Genomic DNA, 15,477 nt, shown 5'->3' on the forward strand with positions numbered 1-15,477 from the left:
CGTGAACAGCCGGTGCGCACCCCGAACACACGGGTGATCATTCGCCCAGCGCGAGGAGCTGGTAGACCTCCATCGGCTCCGCCTTGCCTTTCAGACTCAGCAGCCCGAGCGACTCGGTGCGTGCCTGCGGCAGCAGCGCCTTGGTCGCCGGCCCGATCGCGACCGCCCCGCCAGGAGCCTTGCCCTCGATCCGCGACGCGACGTTGACCGTGTCCCCGATCACCGTGTGCGTCCGCCCGCCCTCGGTGCCCAGCAGGCTCACCGACGCGTTCCCGCTGTTGATCCCGACCCGGAACTCCGGCCAGTTCGGGTGCGAGGCCCGGACCGCGGCCGCGGCCGCCTGCAGCGCGAGTCCCGCGGCGGCGGCCAGGTACGCGTGGTCCGGCTGGTCGCCCCGCTTGTTGAACGTGACCATCAGCGCGTCCCCGATGATCCGGTCGACGTCCCCGCCGTGCCGCCGCACGACGGGAGGTACGACGACCTCGAAGTACGTGTTGAGCATCGCCGTGACCTCGGCCGGCTCGTGCTTTTCGGAGAACGTCGTGAACCCCTGCAGGTCCGCGAACAGCACGCTCAGCTCGCGCTCGCCGGACACGGTGTCGGCCTGGTACAGGTCGGCGAACCGCTCCTCGTACCACTGGATCCGCACACCGGCCACGACCAGGATGAACGCGGCCAGCATCAGTGCGTGCCACTCCCACCAGGACAGGTGCCAGTTCCGCGCGAACACCAGCGCGACCATCGCCTCGGCCAGCAGCACGAACGCGGAGACCATCGACAGCAGCATCAACGACGGCCGCGCCCACCACGTCTGCAGATACCGCCCCGCGGCAACGGCATAGAGGATGATCGCGGGGATGGCGAGCGCCGTCAGGATGCCGTCGGCAACTTCCGGCACAGACGTCTGGTGCAGCGGTGGCAACCGCAGTACCGAGGCTACCGCCCACAACGCCATCAGGAGCAGCAGGGCGACGCGGAGACGACGGCCCCAGGTGACGCCGGAGATGGTCAAACTCGACAGGAAGGCGAACACCGACCCCAGCGCGACGCCCACCGGGGTCGCGAGCGTGAAGCCGGCGTTCTGTGTGTCCAGCAGGACCTTCGGCGTCGCGAGCGCGTGCAGTCCGAGAAAACCGGCCGCCGACAGGAACGCCAGCGAGACGAACAGCACCCGTGCATCACCTCGCCGCAGCGCCGCGGCACCGGTCAGATACGCCAGTACGGCGCTCAGCCCCGCCGTCAGCAGCACCAGCCAGAAGTGCGTCGGGTGATGCTCCCAGTGCAGATCCAGCCGCGGATTGCGCAGCAGCAACACCAGTCCCGCGATCGGTATCAGCAGCACCAGCGCGGTGAGCGCCACCATCGCCGGCGTGTAGACGAACCGCCGTTCAGGCATCCGAGGAGACCCTGAGATGGGTGTGGATCTGTGAAACGACCACGGATCCTTCGCCCACCGCCGAGGCCACCCGTTTCACCGACTCCGACCGCACATCGCCGATCGCGAACAGTCCGGGAACCGTCGTCTCGTAAGGCTGCGGCGGCCGGTCCTCCTGCCACCTCGGATCCGCGGCCGCATCCGACCCGGTCAGCACGAACCCGCGCGGATCCCGTGCCACACCCTCCGGCAGCCAATCGGTCCCCGGCACCGCGCCGATCATCACGAACAATCCGTCGATCGGGACGGTCTCCTCGTCGCCGGTCTTGCGATCCCGCAACGTCATCCGCTGCAGGCGCCCGTCGCCGCCACCGTCGACCACCTCGCTCGACGACCGGACCGTGACGTTGTCAGCGGCATCGATCGCGTCGATCAGGTACTTCGACATACTCGCCGTCAGGTCCTCGCCGCGGATCACCAGCAGCACCCGCCGGCAGTAGCGCGCGAGGTGCAGAACCGCTTGCCCTGCTGAGTTCCCGCCGCCGACCACGCAGGCGTCGCGATTCATCAGCCCGTGCGCCTCGGACACGCTCGCTCCGTAGTACACGCCGTTCCCCATCAGCTTCTCCAGCGAGGGAACGTTGAGCCGCCGATACGTGACGCCCGTCGCGAGGACCACCGCCCGCGCGGTCACCTCGCCGACGTCACCGATCACCGCGCGGAACTCGCCGTCGCGCTTCTCGATTTGCTCGACCGTCCGCATCAGTACGAAATGCGCGCCGAACACCCACGCCTGCTGGTACCCGCGCTGCGCCAGGTCCGACCCGCGGATGCCGCGCGAGAAGCCGAGATAGTTCCGGATCAGCGAGCTCGTCCCGGCCTGCCCGCCGATCGACTCCCGTTCTACGACGAGCGTCCGCAAACCCTCCGACGATGCATACACCGCGGCAGCCAATCCACCCGGACCGGCACCGATCACCAGTACGTCGAACGAGGTGTCGTCCGACGCCAAGGTCGTTGGCACGCCCCACGCTTCGGCGATCTCCACGTCGGTCGGATCGTGCAGCACGGTGCCGCCGATCGCCGGCATCCAGACCAGCACCCCGTCGCCGGGATCCGGCTCCCCGATGAACTCCAGGGCGTCGTTCGCGAGCTGCGTACCGCTGGCTCGGAACGCGCTCGGAATCCCGTTGCGGGCGAGCAGGCTGCGGATCTCCTGGCCCCGGACCGAGAGCTCGGCCGCGATCACGACGACCTCGCGCAGGTTCGCAACCTCGAACCGCGACCACTCCTGGATGAACTCGGCGACGGTCCGGTGGAACAGCTCGTCGTGCCCGATCCACGGTTTGAGTACGTAGTAGTTGATATCGCCGACCGACATCGCGGTCAGGATCGCGGATGCCGTCGTACGGTCGGCCCACGCGCCCCACTCGATCAGCAGCGCACGGCGCGCGTCCGGATGCAGGGTTCGTGCGGCCGCGAAGAGATCGGCGCGTTCGTTGTCGGGCAGTGCGTTGTCGACCATGACGACGGCGACCCGCTGTTCCGACTCGTGTGCTCGGCGTAGAACGTCCAACGCAGCCGCGGTCGTCGCCTCGCCCCGCACGCGGAAGTCGGCGCCGAAGCCGCGGTCCAACTCCGTTTCGCAACGCTCCAGACGCTCCGGGTCAGCGTCGACGACGAGCAGTAGCGGTCTGGCCGCCTTCAAGCGCGGCCGTTTCGGTTCACGATGCCCCCGGGGCTCCCCACCCATGGTGTGACGGTAGGTCCGCACAAACCGTGTGGCAATGCGTAAAGCGTTTGTTCACCGGATCCCTGTCCGCCCCAGTGGGACAGGGATCCGGCAAAACCCTTTAGTTCACGGCGACTGCGGACCAGGCGGCGGCGACGGTCGCGCGTTCGATGCTGGTGGCGCCGTACAGGTCGGTGGCCGCGTTCAGCGTCGCGGTCCGGGCCTGGGCGTACGTCGTACCGCTGGTCATGTACGTCGTCAGCGCGCGGTACCAGATCTTGCCGAGCTTGTCGTGGCCGATGCCGGTGACCGACGAGCCGTTGCACGTCGGCGAGTTGTGCGGCAGGCCGCCGATCGTCTTCGCGCCGGTGCCCTCGGCGAGCAGGTACGCGAAGTGGTTCGCGATCGCCGACGAGTAGTGCACGTCGAGGTTGCCGACCCCGGAGCTGTAGCAGTCGGGGGACTGGCCGTCCTTGCTCGGCTTGTCCATGTACCGCAGCGCCGGGCGGTCCTTCATGATCTTCTCGCCGATGTAGTAGTCGCCCGGGTCGGCCGCGCTGTTGGAGTAGAACTCGACCAGGGTGCCGAAGATGTCGCTGGTCGCCTCGTTCAGACCGCCGGACTCACCGGAGTACGTGAGGTTGGCGGTGTGCTCGGTGACGCCGTGGGACATCTCGTGGCCGGCCACGTCGATCGAGACCAGCGGACCAGCCGCGACGTTGTCGCCGTCGCCGTACGTCATCTGCTTGCCGTCCCAGAACGCGTTCACGTAGTTGGTGCCGTAATGCACACGGCTCGGGACGCCCTTGCCGTCGCCGAAGATGCCGTTCCGGCCGTGCACGTTCTTGTAGTAGTCGAACGTGGTCGCGGCTCCGTAGTGCGCGTCGACGGCCGCCGACGCCCGGTCGGCGGTGGTGCCGGTGCCCCAATGATTGTCCGCGTCGACGAACTTCGTCGGCGTCGGGCAGCCGATCTGCAGGAGCTGGCAGAGGATCGAGTCGGTCTTGTTGTTCGCGTCGGCGGTGAAGCCGTTGCCGCGGGTCGCGTCCGTGAGCGTGAACCCGCCGGTGGCGGTCGACGTCTGCAGCGGGACGGTCCCGGAGTACAGGCTCTTGCCGTCACCGGTCGCCGTCTCGATGTGCTGTTCGCTGACCAGCTTGGCGCCGGTCAGGGCATCGATCGTCGTGGTGATGCGGCTCGGCGTACCGTCGGCCTGGGTGCCGCCGGTGGTGACGAGGTAGGCCAGCCGGGGCGCGCCCATGCGGGCCTCGATCACCAGGCTGGGCTTGCCCTCGGCCTTGAGGCCCTTGGTGAGTGCCTTCGCGGTTGCGGTCGCGACGCTGACCTTCGGCGTACGGGCGACGTTCGCGGTCTTGCTCAGCGTCAGGCTGGCGCCCCTGAACGCGCCGTCCTTGGCCTGATGTACGACGACATCGCCGCCGAGCACCGGGAGCCCGCCGATCGTGCGGTCCATCCGCACGTGGCTGGAGCCGTCGGCGTCGACGATGACGTCCTTGACCACGAACGCGTCGGCCGTGGTGGCCCGCAACGCGGTCAGGTTGCTGGTGATGGCTTGCTCGGCCTTGGCGACGGCCGCGGCGGGGGTGGGGACAGGTGCCGCCGTCGGCGCGCCGGTTGCTGTGGTGGCGCTGGTCAGTCCGAGGGCGGTGGTGGTCACCACTGCGGTGGCAGCGGCGAACAGGGCGGATCTGTTCATCCTCGCGCTCCTTGTCAGGTGTCCCGGGGGCCTCACGCCCCAGGAACGAGGTGCTGGAACGTTACCGCCCGGTCACCTACCGTGGCCAGAGGTCGGGAAAACTTGCCTTTCCCGCAACCTGGTGGGGAATTCCGGGTTTTGGTCGGCGCAGGGCGATAGCGTCACCGCATGGCGAAGAGCACAGCGGTGATGCTCACTGTGGGAGACCGTGAGGTCCGGGTTTCCAGCCCCGAGCGCGTTGTCTACGAGGCGACCGACTGGGCTCCCGAGGTCACCAAGCTTCAGGTCTGCGAGTACTTCATCGGTGTGGCTCCGGCGTTCATGCAGGCCTCCGGTGACCGCCCGGTCGCGCTCGAGCGCTGGCCAGGTGGGTGGCGCGAGGGCATGACGCTGTCGGTGGACGCGGTCGGTCGGCAGACCGGCGACGGGTTCTACTCCAAGCGACTCCCGAAGGGCGCCCCCGACTGGCTCGAGACCTGCCGCGTGCTGACGCCGAACGATCGCCCGATCGACGAGCTGTGCCTGACCGAGCCGGCCGCCGCCGTCTGGGCCGCTCAGATGGGCACGCTCGTCTTCCACCCGTGGGCTGTCCGCAAGACCGATCTCGACCGCCCCGACGAGCTGCGCATCGACCTCGATCCCCAGCCCGGCGCGACGTTCGCGGATGCCCGGCGAGTGGCCGGGGTCGCCCGCGAACTCCTCGAGGAGCTGGGACTTCGGGGCTATCCGAAGACCAGCGGCAACCGGGGCATCCACATCTACGTGCGGATCCGGCCGGAGTGGTCGTTCGACGAGGTCCGGCATGCCGCGATCGGCCTCGGCCGCGAGCTCGAGCGCCGCGACGACGGTGTGACCACGGCGTGGTGGAAGGAGCAACGCGGCGAGGCGTCGATCTTCCTCGACTTCAACCAGAACCTCCGCGACCGCACAGTCGCCGGCGCGTGGTCGCTGCGGCCCCGACCGGGTGCGCCGGTCAGTACGCCGATGACGTGGGAACGGCTCGCCGAGGTGGACGATCCGCGGGCGTTCAACCTGCACACGGTCCCGGAGTACCTCGTCGACGGTGACCCGTGGGCGGACATGGACGAGACGGCGTACTCGCTCGACGCGCTGCTGCGCCTGTGGGAGGAGCTGCCTGGTGGCGAGCTGAACTTCCCGCCTGACTACCCGAAGATGCCGGGGGAGCCGCCGCGGGTCCAGCCGAGCAAGAAGGTCGCCGAGCACTGGGACGAGCAGGGCAACCGGATCGCGCCGGACTGACACTTCGGCGGGCCGTCTCGTCGGATGGGTATCAACACGCTCATTCGCTAGGAGATAGCTGTTATGGACGCTCGTCTGAATCTGTTCACCAATCCGGTGCTGGGCAAGTTCATCAAGCACCTCAACTCGGCCGCCCGGGTCGCCCTGGACGCCGGTGTTCCGCTCACGACTCTCGAGCTGGTCGAGTTGCGGGCCAGCCAGATCAACGGCTGCGCCGTCTGCGTCGACATGCACTCGAAGGACGCCGCACACCACGGCGAGACCGCGGTCCGGATCAACTTGGTGGCGACCTGGCGCGAGGCGACCGTCTACACCGAGGCGGAGCGCGCCGCGCTGGCGCTGACCGAGGCCGGCACCCGGATCGCCGACGCCGCCGGCGGAGTCCCCGACGACGTCTGGCTGAACGCGACCAAGTACTACGACGAGAACCAGTTGGCCGCGCTGGTCGGCGCCATCGCCGGCATCAACACCTGGAACCGTCTGAACGTCATGACCGCGCAGCCGGCCGGCGACTACGTCCCGGGCCAGTGGGGCTGATCAGATAGTGCGGAGTGCCCCGCCGTCGATCGGGATGATCGTGCCGGTCAGGTAGGAGGCGGCAGGGGAGAGGACGAACGCGGCGACCCGGCCGAACTCGTCCGGGTTGCCGTAGCGGCGGAGGGGGATGGTCTTCTCCAGGGCCCGGCGGGTCGCTTCCGGGTCGCCGCTCTTCGCGTCGAGCTCCTTCAGGCGGTCGGTGGAGATCCGGCCGGGCATCAGGCCGTTGACCCGGGTGCCGTTCGGGCCGAGTTCGTCGGCCAGTGTCTTGGCGACCATGGCCAGGCCGGGGCGGAGACCGTTCGAGATCGCGAGTCCGTTGATCGGGGACTTCACCGACGACGAGAGCACGAAGGCGATCGACGTACCCTCCGACCCGGCTCGGGCGACCGCGCGGGCGATCCGCAGGCCACCGAGGAAGACGCTGTCGAACGCCGCCCGCCAGTCGTCCTCCTCGCTGTCCAGCGCCGTCCCGGGCCGGGGCCCGCCGACGCTGATCAGCGCGCCGTGCAGCGCACCCCACTTGGCGATCGCGGTCGCCGCCAGCCGCTCGGCGCTCTCCGGATCGGCGTTGTCGACCGGGATGCCGACGACGTTCTCGCCGAGTTCGGCCGCGGCGCGCGAGATCGACTCCTCGTTCCGGCTGGAGATCACCAGCCGTGCGCCTTCGGCAGCAAGGGCTTTCGCGGTGGCGAAGCCGAGTCCGGCGCTGGCGCCGGTGACGATGTAGGTGCGATCGCGCAGTCCGAGGTCCACGTCCCCATCCTGCCCCACGACACCGGGTAGCGCACCTCGACAGTTCGTAGCCCCGGGCAAGAACTAGTACGCGGACTTGCGCAACGGCGACTCAGCTGTGGTCAGGTGCCAGGCGGTGTTGACCAGGCCGAGGTGCGAGAACGCCTGCGGGAAGTTGCCGAGCATCCGGCCGGACGCCACGTCGTACTCCTCCGCCAGCAGGCCGACGTCGTTGCGCAGGGCAACGAGTCGTTCGTAGAGATCGCGGGCCTCGCCGACCCGGCCGATCATCGCCAGCGCGTCCGCCATCCAGAACGAGCAGATCAGGAACGTGCCCTCGCTGTCGTTGATCCCGTCGTCGGTGTGCTCGGTCAGGTACCGCCGGACGAACCCGTCCGCCGTCAGCTCCCGCTGCACCGCCTCCACGGTCCCGACCACCCGCGGATCGTCCGCCGGCAGGAACCCGACCTGCGGGATCAGCAGTACGGCGGCATCCAGCGCCTTGCTGCCGTACGCCTGCGTGAACGTGTTCCGGTCCGCGTCGTACGCCTGCTCGCAGACGGCCCGATGGATCTCGTCCGCCCTCGCCCGCCACTCCTTCGCCGGCCCGTTCAGGCCGAACCGCTGCACCGCCCGCGCGGCCCGGTCGAACGCGACCCACGCCATCACCTTCGAGTGCGTGAAGTGCTGCCGACCGCCGCGGACCTCCCAGATCCCTTCGTCCGGCTGGTCCCACACGTCGTCGAGGTGCGCCATCAGAGCGCGCTGCACCTGCCACGCCTCGTCGGTCGGGCCGATCTGGTGCTCGCGGGCCAGGGCCAGCACGTCCATCACCTCGCCGAACACGTCGATCTGCAGTTGCTCGGCGGCCGCGTTGCCGATCCGCACCGGCGCCGATTCGGCGTACCCCGGTAGCCAGACGGCCTCGAACTCTGTCAGCCGGCGTTCACCGGTTACGCCGTACATGATCTGCAGGTCCGCCGGAGATCCTGCGATCGCGCGCAGCAGCCAGTTCCGCCAGGCCTCGGCTTCGTCGGTGTAGCCGGCGCGGAGCATCGCGGACAGCGTCATCGTTGCGTCGCGCAACCAGCAGTACCGGTAGTCCCAGTTCCGCTGGCCGCCGAGCGTCTCGGGCAACGACGTGGTCGGCGCCGCGACGATCCCGCCGGACGGCGCATACGTCAGCGCCTTCAGCGTCAGCACCGATCGCGTGACCTCTTCGCCGAAATCGGTCGAGCTGTGGCTCCGGCCGATCCACTCCTGCCAGAACGTCTCGGTCGGCTCCAACGAGTGCAGCGCATCGGTCGGCTCCGGTACTGGATGGTGCGACGGATGCCAGGTCAGCACGAACCAGGCCCGGTCGTTCTCCGAGACCCGGAAATCGGCGTACGTCGCGAGGTCGCGCCCGTACTGGTGGACGTCGGACCGCAACGAGACCGCATCCGGTCCGGCGATCGCGTCGATCTGGCCGTCGGACCGCCGTACCCACGGAACGACGTGACCGTAGTCGAACCGCAGCTTCAGCTCCGACCGCATCTCGACGGACCCGCTGACGCCTTCGACGATGCGTACGACGTCCGGCGCGGCATCACGTGGCGGCATGAAGTCGATCACCCGCACCGTGCCGGTCGACGTCGACCACTCGGTCTCCAGCACGAGCGTGTCACCGCGGTAGTGCCGGCTGCTGACGGCCTCCGCGTCGCGCGGCGCCATCCGCCAGTGGCCGTTGTCGTCGGTACCGAGCAGCGCGGCGAAGCAGGCCGGTGAGTCGAACCGCGGGAAGCACAGCCAGTCGATCGATCCCTGCTTCGACACCAATGCGGCCGTCTGCAGGTCACCGATCAGTGCGTAGTCCTCAATCCTTCGCCCCGGCCCGGGCCTCGGGCCGCTCGACGACTTCGGGCTGCTTGTCTGCGGGCTTCTTGGCACCGCGGACCTCCTGTCGGGAGAAGTACACGAGCCCGCCGACCGCCAGCAGGGCGAAGAACCACCATTGCAGGCCGTAGAAGAAATGCGGCCCGTCGTCGATCTCCGGGCCCGGGAACCCGAGGAAGGCCGGATCGTTGGCCGGCTCCTGCTTGGTCACCATCATGTAGCCGTCGTACAGGTTCAGGCCGAGAACCTTGGCGAAGTCCGGTCCGTTGATCAGCCGCGCGGTACCGCCGTCCGGGACACCGCCGTTGGTGTGACCGCCGCGCTCGCTGCGCTGCAGGCGCCCGGTGACCGTCACTTCACCGGTCGGCACGGCCGGGATCTTCAGCGGCATCAGTTCCGAGCTCTGCCGGGGCAGGAAGCCACGGTCGATCAGGACCGCCTTCCCGTCGGCCAGGACCAGGGGCGTGACGATCTCGAACCCCGGCCGGTCGTCGATGTTGCGGTACTTGAGCACGATCTGCTTCGACGCGTCGTACCGTCCGGTGACCTCCGCCGTACGCCAGGCGTGCTGGTCGCCGACGACACCCGGCGGGCCGAGGATCTGGTCGATCGGCGCGGGAGCCGCCGCCAGATTCGTCCGGGTCACCTCGTTCCGTGCCTTGCGTTCGTCGAGGCGATGGAACTGCCAACGACCCAGCTGCACGCACACGAAGGCGAGCATGAGCACACCCAGTGCGGCGATGATCCAGCGGACGTTCATCAAGCGACCCACGTCTCGAACTTAAGCCATGCCCTGAAACGGCTGACGCGCGGCACGTAGGCTGGTGCGGTGACAGCGATCCAGGAGGCGACTCAGACAGGTCTGGCGGACCGGTACGGCCGGGTCGCCACGGACCTCCGGGTCTCGCTCACCGACCGCTGCAATCTGCGCTGTACGTACTGCATGCCGGAAGAAGGCCTGGACTGGCTCGGCAAGCCCGAGCTGCTCACCGACGACGAGATCGTCCGGCTGGTTTCGGTCGCCGTGATGCACCTCGGCGTGAACGAGATCCGCTTCACCGGCGGCGAACCGCTGCTCCGCCGCGGCCTGGTCGGCATCGTTGCCCGTACGACGCAACTCACGCCCCGGCCCGAGGTATCGCTGACCACCAACGGGATCGGGCTTGCCCGGCAGGCGCAGGCGTTGAAGGACGCCGGTCTGGACCGGGTGAATGTGAGCCTCGACACCATCAGGCCGGAGACCTTCAAGCAGCTCACCCGTAGGGACCGAGCGACCGATGTCATCGCCGGGCTCGAGGCGGCCCAGCAGGCCGGTCTCGCCCCGGTGAAGGTGAACGCGGTCCTCATGCGCGGCGTGAACGACTCCGAAGCGCCGGAATTGCTGGAGTTCTGTCTCGACCGCGGGTACGAACTGCGGTTCATCGAGCAGATGCCGCTGGACGCGCAGCACGGCTGGGACCGCGCGACGATGATCACCGCAGACGAGATTCTCGAAACCCTTTCGAGCCGGTTCGCGCTGACCCCCGACGACGCGTCGAAGCGGGGGAGTGCGCCGGCCGAGTCGTTCCTGGTCGAGGGCGGGCCGCAGACCGTCGGCATCATCGCCTCGGTCACCCGGCCGTTCTGCGGGGACTGCGACCGGGTCCGGCTGACCGCCGACGGTCAGGTCCGCGACTGTCTTTTCGCCCGCACCGAGTCCGACCTCCGGTCGGCGTTGCGGAACGGCGCCGACGATGCCGAACTGGCCGACCGGTGGCGGCGCGCGATGCGGAACAAACTCCCCGGCCACGGCATCAACGACCCGAGCTTCCTGCAACCGTCGCGGCCGATGTCCGCGATCGGCGGATGACCGTCATACCGGCCCAATCCGGAAATACAGTTTTTCGCTAGCGAACCATTCACTCGGTGAATGGCTGGACGTCGCGCAGGAATGACCGCCGGGCCAGGAAGTCGGACAAGCTCTCCTTGTGTTCGTCGCAGGCCAGCCAGGTCTTGCGCCGGTCGGGCGTGTGGATCTTCGGGTTGTTCCACAGCACTGCCCAGGTCGCAGGCTTGCCGCAGCCCTTGGCGGAGCAGACCGCCGGTGCGGCTTCTTCACTCATGCGCTGGCGCCATTCCTCTGCATTCCTGATGACTCAATAATCAATAGCCTGGACAAAATGAAGCGACGTCGGACAGCCACGGGGGGAGCCGTCCGACGCCGCATCAAGTCCCTGAATTTCACTCATGAACTTCAGAGCACGCGGGAGATTCTGACACGGATCACTGCAAGTTTTCCAGTCCCGGCCAAGATCACTTTTCGGTGTCGGTCCGGGGGTCGTCATGAGGGCCCTGAACCGGGTCCTCGTCCTGCGGTACGACGACCGTCGGACGCTCCCCGATCGCGAGCCTCGACGGTGCGATGTACGGGTCCGCGGCGGGCTCTGTCGCGGACCGTTGAGCGTTCGCCAGCACCACCGCGAAGTACGGCAGCGCGATCGCTCCGACGACGAACAGCCAGCGCCACGGCGACGGGGTCAGGACGGCCAGCACGAAGCAGACGATCCGGATCGACATCATCCAGGCGTAGCGCACGATCCGGCTGTCCAGATCCTCGGAGCGTCCCGGCTGTGCGCTCGTCACCGAAATGACGGGTTCGCCGCTCCGCTCACGGTGTCGCGACATCTATCCTCCTCAGCAAGAACAACGGTACGCCGCGCCGTCGCCCCGCGCGCAGCCAGGGATGAGAGGAATGTCGCATGACCGATCGGACGTACCGCGTCACCGAGATCGTTGGCACCTCCAAGGAGGGGATCAACCAGGCGATCACCAACGGCATCGCCCGGGCCGGCGAGACCCTGCGGCACCTCGACTGGTTCGAGGTGACCGAGATTCGCGGCCATGTCGTCGACAACCAGATCGACCACTACCAGGTCGGTATGAAGGTCGGCTTCCGGCTCGAAGACTCCTGATCTCCCGCGGCCCGTCCCCGGTCGAGCGGGGACGGGCCGCGGCGTTGTAGCGTTCGTGCCGCTGACTTGTGTGCTGACGGGTGAGGAGGGCTTGTGGGTAGGTCTGTGTTGGTGACCGGCGGTAGCCGGGGGATCGGGCTGGCGATCGCCGCCGCGTTCAAGGAGGCCGGCGACCAGGTCGCGGTCACGTACAACACCAGCCCGCCGCCGGAGGGCTTCCTCGGCGTGAAGTGCGACATCACCGACCAGGAGCAGGTCGACGCCGCCTTCGACACGATCGCGGAACAGCACGGTCCGGTCGAGGTGCTGGTGGCCAACGCCGGCATCACCCGCGACACGCTGCTGCTGCGGATGTCCGACGACGACTGGGACTCGGTCATCGAGACCAACCTGACCGGCTCGTTCCGGGTCGCGCGCCGGGCCGCGAAGGGCATGCTGCGGCTGCGCAAGGGCCGGATCGTCTTCATCTCCTCGGTCGTCGGCCTGCTCGGCTCGCCCGGCCAGGTGAACTATGCGGCCAGCAAGTCCGGCCTGATCGGGATGGCCCGGTCGATCGCCCGCGAGCTCGGCAGCCGCGGCATCACCGCGAACGTGGTCGCCCCGGGGTTCGTCGAGACCGACATGACCGCGGTCCTGCCGGAGGAGACCCAGAAGCAGTACCTGAGCCAGATCCCGCTCGGCCGCTTCGGCCTGACCGAGGAGATCGCGAACGCGGTCCGCTGGCTCGCCTCCGAGGAGGCCGGCTACATCACCGGCGCGGTGATCCCGGTCGACGGCGGCATCGGCATGGGCAACTAACTCTTACCACTTCAGAAAGGGCATGCCGGTGGGCATCCTCGACGGCAAGCGGATCCTGGTCGCCGGAGTCACCCTCGACTCGTCGATCGGCTTCGCCACGGCCAAGGTGGCGCAGGAACAGGGCGCCACCGTGCTGATCTCGAACTTCGGCCGCGCGCTCAGCATCACCAAGCGGATCGCGAAACGCCTGCCGGCCGAGCCGCCGGTGCTCGAGCTCGACGTCACGAACCCCGAGCACCTGGCCGCGCTGCCGGATGCGGTCCGCGAGCACGTCGACAGCCTGGACGGCGTCGTGCACTCGATCGCGTACGGCAACCCGGAGACGATCCTCGGCGGGAAGTTCCTGGACGGTCCGTGGGACGACGTGTCCCAGGCGGTGCACGTCTCGGCGTACAGCTTGAAGGCGCTGGCCGTGACGTGCGCGCCGTTGATGAGTCGTGGTGGCAGCGTTGTCGGGCTGACGTTCGACGCGACCGTGGCCTGGCCCGGGTACGACTGGATGGGTGTCGCGAAGGCCGCCCTCGAGTCGACGAGCCGCTACCTGGCCCGGGATCTGGGTGCCCAGGGCATCCGGTGCAACCTGGTCTCGGCCGGACCGCTGAAGACCTTGGCCGCGAAGGCGATCCCGGGCTTCGAGAAGTTCGAGGAGCCGTGGCTGGATCGCGCCCCGCTCGGGTGGGATCCGTCCGACCTGGAGCCGACCGGCCGCACGATCGTCGCGCTGTTGAGCGACTTCTTCCCGGCGACCACGGGCGAGATCGTCCACGTCGACGGCGGCTACCACGCGATGGGTGCGTGATAGGTGGCCACCTCGCTGGTTGAGCTCCGCGTCCTGGACGGCGCCAACCTCTACTTCAGTCGTGCCGCGGTCAAGCTGACACTCGACGTGTCGTCGATCGTGGATGCACCCGCACCGGCGGCCAAGGCGTACGCGCAGGCGATCGGTCTCGGGACCACCCGGCCCGGCCGGATCGGGTCGGGCTTCCGGCAGCGGTTCGCGATCCGCGTGACAGGTCACGTCGTACGCCGGATCGCCCGCGAGGCCGGGATCGGGCGGATCGGCGTACGGGTCCGTCCGGAGAACGACGTACGGCGGTTGGTCGTCGCGTTCCCGTGGGCGCACGAGGCCCGGGCGCGGGCGCTCGGCGCGGCGATCGTCGAAGTACTGGACGCCTTCGGGGCCGAGGATCTGAGCGAGTTGATCGCGGCCGTGGGGGAGCGGGTGCGGGACGAGCCGCCGGGCAACCCGCCGCCGACCCTGCGGCCCAAGGTCCCGGTGGTCGCGGTGACCGGGACGAACGGCAAGACCACGACCTCGCGGATGATCGCGCACATCGGTCGCGCGGCCGGGCTGCACGTCGGCTGGTCGAGCACCGACGGCGTGTACTTCGACGGCGAACTCGTGAAGTACGGCGACTTCTCCGGCCCGAGCGGCGCCGGGCAGGTGCTGTCCCAGCCTGGCATCCAGCTCGCGGTGACCGAGACCGCCCGCGGCGGGATCCTGCGGCGCGGCATCGGGGTCGCGTACAACGACGTGTCCGTGGTCACCAACGTCACTGCCGACCATCTCGGCCTGGGCGGGATCGACACCGTCGACCAGCTCGCCGAGGTGAAGGCGGTCATCACGCAGATCACCCGGCCGCGCGGCTGGTGCGTGGTGAACGGCGACGACCCGCGGACGTTCGCAATGCGGCTCGGCTCGCCCGCCAAATGCTGGGTGTTCTCGCGTGACCCGGACTCGCCGTCGATCCGGACGGTCCTGGACGAGGGCGGACGCGCGACGACGGTGCTCGACGGATTCGTGACGGTGCTCGATCAGTCTCGTGACCCGGAGCCGTTGCTGAAGATCGTCGACGTACCGATGACGCTGTCGGGGCTGTCGCACTACAACGTCGAGAACACGCTGGCCGCGGCGTCGGCGGCGCTCGGGCTCGGGCTGCCGCGCGCTGCGGTGGTCGAGGGGCTGAGCACGTTCGCGCCGAACGAGAACAACCCCGGCCGGATGAACATGTACTCGCTGCGCGACTTCACCGTCGTCATCGACCTGGCCCACAACGAGGCCGGGCTCGAGGCCCTGATCGAGATCATGAACGGCGTCCGGCCGGAGGGCGGGCGGCTGATGCTGGCCCTCGGATCGCCTGGGGACCGGGCCGACGACATGGTCGCGACGCTCGGTGCGATGGGTGCGCGGGCGACCGACCGGGTGGCGATCGGTCACAAGACCGATTACCTGCGCGGACGGCCGCCGGCGGAGCTCGAGGCGGTGTTCCGGGAGGGCGCCGCATCGGTGGGCGTCGACGACGTACCGGCGTACCCGACCGAGCTCGAGGCGGCGCAGGCGCTGGTCGCGGAGGCGCGGGCCGGGGATGTGGTCGCAGTGATGTCTCTGCAGGATCGGGCGAGTCTTGACGCCTGGTTGCGGTCCGAGGGAGCTACTGTCGACACACCGGAGACCTTGAAGAGCAAGGTCGAGAGAGCCCAGCACTGAGCCCCGTCC

General features: G+C 68.8%; 15 protein-coding genes. 7 read left to right on the forward strand and 8 right to left on the reverse strand.

Features of this window, described 5'->3' with window-relative positions; all coding sequences use genetic code 11:
• Window positions 1-37: 37 nt before the first annotated feature.
• From FDA38_RS16220 to FDA38_RS16230, 3 genes are all read right to left on the reverse strand, one after another.
• Complete coding sequence (locus FDA38_RS16220) at window positions 38-1,396, reverse strand: adenylate/guanylate cyclase domain-containing protein (RefSeq protein WP_137254850.1); 1,359 nt, start codon at window positions 1,394-1,396, stop codon at window positions 38-40.
• On the reverse strand, window positions 1,389-3,128 hold the full coding sequence (locus FDA38_RS16225; protein WP_137254851.1) for an FAD-dependent oxidoreductase: 1,740 nt from the start codon (window positions 3,126-3,128) through the stop codon (window positions 1,389-1,391). Before FDA38_RS16225 ends, FDA38_RS16220 begins: the two co-directional genes overlap by 8 nt.
• A 100-nt stretch (window positions 3,129-3,228) precedes the next feature.
• The gene (locus FDA38_RS16230; protein ID WP_137254852.1) at window positions 3,229-4,824 is read right to left on the reverse strand and encodes a M4 family metallopeptidase; all 1,596 of its coding nucleotides are present in this window, start codon (window positions 4,822-4,824) and stop codon (window positions 3,229-3,231) included.
• Between the two features lie 168 nt (window positions 4,825-4,992).
• Between FDA38_RS16230 and FDA38_RS16235 the strand changes: the two genes are divergently transcribed.
• Window positions 4,993-6,084 (forward strand): DNA polymerase domain-containing protein, encoded by a 1,092-nt coding sequence (locus FDA38_RS16235; RefSeq protein WP_137254853.1) that lies wholly within the window; start codon window positions 4,993-4,995, stop codon window positions 6,082-6,084.
• A 63-nt stretch (window positions 6,085-6,147) separates the two neighbouring features.
• Window positions 6,148-6,621 (forward strand): carboxymuconolactone decarboxylase family protein, encoded by a 474-nt coding sequence (locus FDA38_RS16240; protein WP_137254854.1) that lies wholly within the window; start codon window positions 6,148-6,150, stop codon window positions 6,619-6,621.
• On the opposite strand, the gene FDA38_RS16245 is transcribed toward FDA38_RS16240, so the two are convergent.
• From FDA38_RS16245 to FDA38_RS16255, 3 genes are all read right to left on the reverse strand, one after another.
• Window positions 6,622-7,377, reverse strand: coding sequence for an SDR family oxidoreductase (locus tag FDA38_RS16245; RefSeq protein WP_137254855.1), 756 nt, complete (start codon window positions 7,375-7,377; stop codon window positions 6,622-6,624). It abuts the gene before it with no gap.
• Between the two features lie 63 nt (window positions 7,378-7,440).
• Window positions 7,441-9,285 carry a glycoside hydrolase family 15 protein gene (locus FDA38_RS16250; protein ID WP_137254856.1) on the reverse strand — a complete coding sequence of 615 codons (1,845 nt, stop codon included), beginning with the start codon at window positions 9,283-9,285 and terminating at the stop codon, window positions 7,441-7,443.
• Window positions 9,212-10,003 carry an SURF1 family cytochrome oxidase biogenesis protein gene (locus FDA38_RS16255; protein WP_233714752.1) on the reverse strand — a complete coding sequence of 264 codons (792 nt, stop codon included), beginning with the start codon at window positions 10,001-10,003 and terminating at the stop codon, window positions 9,212-9,214. The genes FDA38_RS16250 and FDA38_RS16255 overlap by 74 nt, the downstream gene beginning before the upstream one ends.
• Before the next feature lie 57 nt (window positions 10,004-10,060).
• Between FDA38_RS16255 and moaA the strand changes: the two genes are divergently transcribed.
• Window positions 10,061-11,080, forward strand: a complete 1,020-nt coding sequence (gene moaA, locus FDA38_RS16260) for a GTP 3',8-cyclase MoaA (protein ID WP_233714753.1) — start codon at window positions 10,061-10,063, stop codon at window positions 11,078-11,080.
• Window positions 11,081-11,129: 49 nt separating this feature from the next.
• Here moaA and FDA38_RS16265 read toward each other — a convergent pair whose 3' ends face one another.
• Both FDA38_RS16265 and FDA38_RS16270 read right to left on the reverse strand, forming a co-directional pair.
• Window positions 11,130-11,333, reverse strand: coding sequence for a hypothetical protein (locus FDA38_RS16265; protein WP_137254857.1), 204 nt, complete (start codon window positions 11,331-11,333; stop codon window positions 11,130-11,132).
• Between the two features lie 190 nt (window positions 11,334-11,523).
• The gene (locus FDA38_RS16270) at window positions 11,524-11,895 is read right to left on the reverse strand and encodes a DUF3099 domain-containing protein (protein WP_137254858.1); all 372 of its coding nucleotides are present in this window, start codon (window positions 11,893-11,895) and stop codon (window positions 11,524-11,526) included.
• 74 nt (window positions 11,896-11,969) lie between these two features.
• Here FDA38_RS16270 and FDA38_RS16275 point away from each other — a divergent pair, with 74 nt between their 5' ends.
• From FDA38_RS16275 to FDA38_RS16290, 4 genes are all read left to right on the forward strand, one after another.
• A complete protein-coding gene (locus FDA38_RS16275) occupies window positions 11,970-12,182 on the forward strand; it encodes a dodecin (RefSeq protein ID WP_130450393.1) in 213 nt (70 codons plus the stop codon).
• A 93-nt stretch (window positions 12,183-12,275) separates the two neighbouring features.
• Window positions 12,276-12,980: a 3-oxoacyl-[acyl-carrier-protein] reductase gene (gene fabG / locus FDA38_RS16280; RefSeq protein ID WP_130450391.1), complete on the forward strand. Its 705-nt coding sequence runs from the start codon at window positions 12,276-12,278 to the stop codon at window positions 12,978-12,980.
• Window positions 12,981-13,008: 28 nt separating this feature from the next.
• Complete coding sequence (gene fabI, locus FDA38_RS16285) at window positions 13,009-13,779, forward strand: enoyl-ACP reductase FabI (protein WP_233714805.1); 771 nt, start codon at window positions 13,009-13,011, stop codon at window positions 13,777-13,779.
• A gap of 3 nt (window positions 13,780-13,782) precedes the next feature.
• Window positions 13,783-15,468: a Mur ligase family protein gene (locus tag FDA38_RS16290; protein ID WP_137254860.1), complete on the forward strand. Its 1,686-nt coding sequence runs from the start codon at window positions 13,783-13,785 to the stop codon at window positions 15,466-15,468.
• Window positions 15,469-15,477: the final 9 nt, after the last annotated feature.

This window comes from Kribbella jiaozuonensis, from assembly GCF_005233875.1.
Classification (GTDB): domain Bacteria; phylum Actinomycetota; class Actinomycetes; order Propionibacteriales; family Kribbellaceae; genus Kribbella; species Kribbella jiaozuonensis.

Bases quoted from the DNA above. Each gene is read 5' to 3' on its own strand.
- FDA38_RS16220 (WP_137254850.1), bottom strand. From the start codon at position 1,396: ATGCCTGAACGGCGGTTCGTCTACACGCCGGCGATGGTGGCGCTCACC.
- FDA38_RS16225 (WP_137254851.1), bottom strand. From the start codon at position 3,128: ATGGGTGGGGAGCCCCGGGGGCATCGTGAACCGAAACGGCCGCGCTTG.
- FDA38_RS16230 (WP_137254852.1), bottom strand. From the start codon at position 4,824: ATGAACAGATCCGCCCTGTTCGCCGCTGCCACCGCAGTGGTGACCACC.
- FDA38_RS16235 (WP_137254853.1), top strand. From the start codon at position 4,993: ATGGCGAAGAGCACAGCGGTGATGCTCACTGTGGGAGACCGTGAGGTC.
- FDA38_RS16240 (WP_137254854.1), top strand. From the start codon at position 6,148: ATGGACGCTCGTCTGAATCTGTTCACCAATCCGGTGCTGGGCAAGTTC.
- FDA38_RS16265 (WP_137254857.1), bottom strand. From the start codon at position 11,333: ATGAGTGAAGAAGCCGCACCGGCGGTCTGCTCCGCCAAGGGCTGCGGC.
- FDA38_RS16270 (WP_137254858.1), bottom strand. From the start codon at position 11,895: ATGTCGCGACACCGTGAGCGGAGCGGCGAACCCGTCATTTCGGTGACG.
- FDA38_RS16275 (WP_130450393.1), top strand. From the start codon at position 11,970: ATGACCGATCGGACGTACCGCGTCACCGAGATCGTTGGCACCTCCAAG.